The organism is Staphylococcus sp. GDY8P120P, from assembly GCF_017892065.1.
Classification (GTDB): domain Bacteria; phylum Bacillota; class Bacilli; order Staphylococcales; family Staphylococcaceae; genus Staphylococcus; species Staphylococcus nepalensis.
In genome coordinates, this window is the sequence record NZ_JAESKI010000010.1 from 1 (window position 1) to 4,985 (window position 4,985).

Annotated in this window: 8 protein-coding genes and 2 pseudogenes; all 10 read left to right on the forward strand. The window is 31.7% G+C overall.

Annotated elements, in window-relative coordinates:
• The coding region (locus tag KA900_RS08435; protein ID WP_210139432.1) for a replication initiation factor domain-containing protein at positions 1-542 on the forward strand (542 nt) is incomplete at its 5' end.
• Between the two features lie 49 nt (positions 543-591).
• On the forward strand, positions 592-1,125 hold the full coding sequence (locus KA900_RS08440; protein WP_245339171.1) for a GNAT family N-acetyltransferase: 534 nt from the start codon (positions 592-594) through the stop codon (positions 1,123-1,125).
• Positions 1,126-1,386: 261 nt separating this feature from the next.
• A complete protein-coding gene (locus KA900_RS08445; protein WP_210139434.1) occupies positions 1,387-1,770 on the forward strand; it encodes a plasmid mobilization protein in 384 nt (127 codons plus the stop codon).
• Positions 1,752-1,949, forward strand: coding sequence for a hypothetical protein (locus tag KA900_RS08450; RefSeq protein WP_046467897.1), 198 nt, complete (start codon positions 1,752-1,754; stop codon positions 1,947-1,949). Before KA900_RS08445 ends, KA900_RS08450 begins: the two co-directional genes overlap by 19 nt.
• Positions 1,950-1,990: 41 nt before the next feature.
• Positions 1,991-2,125, forward strand: a pseudogene (locus KA900_RS08455) (MobC domain-containing protein); the annotation flags it as partial.
• A complete protein-coding gene (locus KA900_RS08460) occupies positions 2,107-2,307 on the forward strand; it encodes a hypothetical protein (RefSeq protein WP_210139435.1) in 201 nt (66 codons plus the stop codon). The pseudogene KA900_RS08455 and the gene KA900_RS08460, both read left to right, overlap by 19 nt.
• Positions 2,294-3,241 (forward strand): relaxase/mobilization nuclease domain-containing protein, encoded by a 948-nt coding sequence (locus KA900_RS08465; RefSeq protein ID WP_210139442.1) that lies wholly within the window; start codon positions 2,294-2,296, stop codon positions 3,239-3,241. The genes KA900_RS08460 and KA900_RS08465 overlap by 14 nt, the downstream gene beginning before the upstream one ends.
• Entirely contained in the window at positions 3,210-3,665 is a 456-nt protein-coding gene (locus KA900_RS08470; protein ID WP_210139437.1) for a DUF334 domain-containing protein, read from the forward strand. Before KA900_RS08465 ends, KA900_RS08470 begins: the two co-directional genes overlap by 32 nt.
• Positions 3,666-3,905: 240 nt before the next feature.
• Positions 3,906-4,322 (forward strand): ester cyclase, encoded by a 417-nt coding sequence (locus KA900_RS08475; RefSeq protein ID WP_210139439.1) that lies wholly within the window; start codon positions 3,906-3,908, stop codon positions 4,320-4,322.
• 260 nt (positions 4,323-4,582) lie between these two features.
• A pseudogene (locus KA900_RS08480) lies at positions 4,583-4,985 on the forward strand (replication initiation factor domain-containing protein); the annotation flags it as partial.

Below are 4,985 nucleotides of genomic sequence, written 5' to 3' on the forward strand. Positions count from 1 at the left end.
ATGACGGTTTTACAAGATTAGATTTAGCTTTTGATTTTGAAGATGATTTAAGTGATTATTATGCGATGACTGATAAATCAGTTAAGAAAACTATCTTTTACGGTCGTAATGGTAAGCCTGAAACAAAATATTTCGGCGTGAGAGATAGTGATAGATTTATTAGAATTTATAATAAAAAACAGGAACGTAAGGATAATGCAGATGTTGAAGTTATATCTGAACATTTGTGGCGTGTAGAAATTGAGCTTAAAAGAGATATGGTTGATTACTGGAATGATTGTTTTAATGATTTACATATTTTGAAACCAGCTTGGACTACTTTAGAAAAAACTAACGAGCAAGCTATGGTTTATACTTTGCTACATGAAGAAAGTATGTGGGGAAAGCTAAGTAAGAATACTAAGTATAAATTTAAGAATTTAATCAAAGAAATATCTCCAGTTGATTTAACTGATTTAATGAAATCGACTTTAAAAGCGAATGAAAAACAATTGCAAAAGCAGATTGAATTTTGGCAGCGTGAATTTAGATTTTGGAAGTGAGATAAAATTTATATTTTTAAGATGTTATAAATTTTCAGGAGGTTCTAATTTGAAAAAAGTAGAGATTCAGGTTTCTGAAGGAATATTGTTACGTGATGCAATTAATGATGATATTAATGATTATTTAGCTGTTCCGTTTAATGAAGAACTTTTAAAAATGTACGGCTCTAGTATGGATCATCGTACTAAGAAGTCTAAAGAAAAAGTTGCAAATATGATTGAAGAAATTAAGAATAACCCTTTTGAATGGGTTATTGACTACAATGGTAAATTTATTGGGCAAGCTAGTTTGAAGTTAGAGAAAGAAGATAACAAGGCTAGGTATGCTATTGGTATTTTTAATCCAAATTATTGGTCTAAAGCAATAGGTAGTAATGTAACTAAGTCTTTACTTGAATATGCTTTTAATAATTTAGATTTACATAAAGTTTATTTAAGAGTATTAGATTATAATCTAAGAGCTATTAAATCTTATAAAAAAGTTGGTTTTATTGAAGAAGGAAGAGATAGAGAAGGTGCATTAATAAATAAGCAATATTGTACTGATATTTATATGGGAATTTTGAAGAAGGACTATAAATAATAACCATCATTTTTGGTTGCATAGGTTTTGAATTTGAATTTGGTTTTGAACTATGAGTGGCTAGCATTTTGCCACTCATTTTTTGCGTAAGCAAAAACATAAAGGGTATGGGATTAATCCCATCAAGCCGGTATATTCAGAACGAAGTGGCTAGAATATACGACGCTTGCCAAACCACATTATTACTTGAAATTTTGTTGATTATCCTATAATCTACAAATATAGAAAGTCATATATTTCGAAGAAACGTGGTGGGATTGAATGAGTGAACATGATAATAATTTGGCTAGCGATTTGTCTGTTGGGGAAAACCGAAAACCCAACCGCAAAGAGCCAAAACAAATTAGTTTCAGAGTGAGCGAATCCGAATATGAAAAGTTAAGGTCATCTGCCGAAACTTTGAATATGAGTGTGCCGAATTTTGTTAAGAAAAAGGCACATGGGAGTCGATTGGTAGCGCCCAAATTTGATAAAGAGACGCGACAATCGATTGCCAAAGATTTAAGTAAATTAGGGGCAAATGTGAATCAGATTGCTAAATATTGCAATCAACATCAACATGATGCACCAAATTATGAGGGTTTAGAACATAATATCAATGCAGTACGTGAAAGGTTGGATGAAATATGGCAAAAACTAAATTAAGAGTTGTTTTTAATGTGATAGCAGCATTAATCTTTTTTGTCTACATATGTTTGATATGGGTTATTGATATTAATGAAATTGGGGCACTTATTTATTCAGTTTTGTTTTTTGGAACACTTATTCTAAGAGATAAAGTTGCGCCTAAAAAGAACCGAAGTGATGAAGATGGCAACAACTAAATTAGGTAATACCAAATCGGCAAGTCGAGCAATCAATTAAATTAGGAGCAAATGTGAATCAGATTGCTAAATATTGCAATCAACACCAACATGAAGTACTAGATTACACAGTTTTAGAACGTAATATCAATACAGTGCGTGAAAGGTTGGATGAGATATGGAAAAGCCTAAATTGAGACTAATTTTTAATATTATTATCGGTATATTGGCACTTATTTACATTGGTTTAGTTATATTTTCTGGGTTTACTAATAATATTTGGTTTATTGCTTTTTTATTTATCGTTATGATTTTGCATATTTTAAAAGCAATTTTTGCACCTAAAAAGAATCGAAGTGATGAATATCGCAACTACTAAATTAGGTAATACCAAATCGGCAAGTCGTGCTATTAATTATGCAGAGAAACGTGCAGAAGAAAAGAGTGGCTTAAATTGTGATGTAGACTATGCAAAGTCAGCTTTTAAACAAACAAGAGCTTTATATGGCAAAGAAAATGGGATTCAAGCACATACAGTGATTCAATCTTTTAAACCTAACGAAGTCACACCAGAACAATGTAATCAACTAGGTTTAGAATTAGCCGAGAAGATAGCACCGAATCATCAAGTAGCAGTTTATACGCATACAGATAAAGACCATTATCACAATCATATTGTGATTAATTCAGTTGATTTAGAAACGGGTAAGAAATATCAAAGTAATAAAAAACAACGTGAATTAGTTAAACAAGAGAATGATAATGTCTGTCGTGAACATGGTTTGAGTGTGACAGAACGTGGCACTGCCAAAATGAGATACACGCAAGCAGAAAAAGGCATTGTGTTTGATAGAGATGAATATTCTTGGAAAGATGAATTGCGTGATCAGATTGAAAATGCTAAAGCACATACAAGCAATTTAGAGACGTTTTCAGAGCATTTAGAAGAAAAAGGGATAGAAGTTAAGCTTCGTGGCGAAACAATCTCATATAAGCCTGAAAATGCAAATAAATGGGTGCGTGGAAGAACGCTAGGTTCAGATTATGAAAAAGGGGCGATTGACTATGAGCATGAAAGACATCAAGAACAACAAAGAGAATTCGAATATGCAGACGGATTCAAGGTCAACTGGGACGCAGTCGAGCAACACACAGAGCAACTTAAACAACGAAGAGTTGAACGAGCTCAAGAGACAAAACAAGCTAATCGTAAAATATCTAGCAGAGATACAAGAGAATCAGAAAATCAGAGAGAAAGAACACAAAGAAACAACGTCCGAATTGAAAGAGGCAACGAAGGAATTTCGAGATAAAAGCTTAAAGATTCGTAATGATTTTGTAGATGTACTTCAAGAAAAATTAAAACATGTCGATACAGAAGAATTAAAAGATATATTAGGCAGAGATATTTACAGAGTAAGAGAAGAAAATGACCGTATGTTGCAAGAAGTAAGAGCGTCACATGAACACTATAAAAAAAGACAAAAGCAATTATTTACGGGTATTGGGGCAATGTTGTTAGTCTTTATGCTATTTGCTTTGATTATGACAATTGGTAGTGACTTTATGAATTTCTTGCCTATAGATACACTACAGAAAGTCATAGCAGACAAAATAGCAGCATCTGAGGGCTTTATGACATTTGTTTGGTATATTGCTTATGGTGTGCCTTATTTACTCGGAATAATAGCATTTGTTGTTTTATACGAATGGATTAGAGCGAAATTTAAAGATTAAGCACGCATTTATGCCGAGAAAATCTATTTGTCGATGAGAGCCCTTAATTAGACTAAAAGCGCCAGCGGTCGGATAGCGTCAGCTATCAAATCGACCGATGGACAGCTTTAGGATTATTAAGGAGCGCAGAATCATCGGCAAATAGAGGAATTGGAATAAAGCAATTTTAACTATAAAATTTTTGATAGTATCGTTAAAAATCTTTATACTTTTTGTAATCATTAAAAGAGGTGATAAGTTATGAATAACGAAGAAATATATAATTTATGGATATCAGCTTGGAATAAAGATATAGATATAGTTAATGAAATTGCAGATGATGCTTGTGTGGTCCATCAAGCGAGAACTGATGGGAAAGATTCAAAAAGATTAAAAGGTCCTACTGCATTGAAAGATATAATAAAGTCTAGTTCATATTATTTTAAAGAATATAAAATGTCATTAGTTGTAGAACCAATTATTAATAATAATTATATTTCAGCTAGATGGAATTTTACAGGTAGTTATAATGGAAATATGGAAGGAGCTAAAGCGAAAGAAGGCAAAAGAATAAGTTTTGATGGAACTGATATTTTTTATATTGAGAATGAAAAGATAAAAGATTATTGGGTCTCTTCTGATGGAATAAATTTTATGGAGCAGTTAGAAATTCTATAAAACAACTTAAAGGCTTAATCTAATTAGACCAAGTCTTTTTGTAGTGTTATATTAATAACAAAATAAAACAAAGAAGTCGCTCACCCGAAACCGACCAAAGTTTTTGTGAACGACAACCTTAAATAAAATATAATGAGTTATGTTTTATTATTATTTGTATATCTAGATATTAAACGATATTTGTATATTCTTCAAGATATATATTTGTATACTTAATTGGGTGAGCGACTTCTTAAATAAAATTAAGGAGTCGATTTTTTATGAGTAAAAAAGAACAAGAAATTCATTCAAATCAAGGTACAGAAAGCGAAAATATAAATTTCTCTAAAACCGGCTACTCTAATAGCCGGTTAAGTGGTCAAACTTTGGGAAAATCTCAACCCAAATTAAGTTTTGATGCTATGACTATTGTTGGAAATCTTAATAAAAACAATGCTCACAAACTATCTGAATTTATGAGTGTTGAGCCACAAATTCGACTTTGGGATATGCTACAAACCAAATTTAAAGCTAAAGCTCTACAAGAAAAAGTTTATATTGAATATGACAAAGTAAAAGCAGATAGTTGGGATAGACGTAATATGCGTGTTGAATTTAATCCGAATAAACTTACACAGGAAGAAATGCTTTGGTTAAAACAAATCGACTACATGGAAGATGACG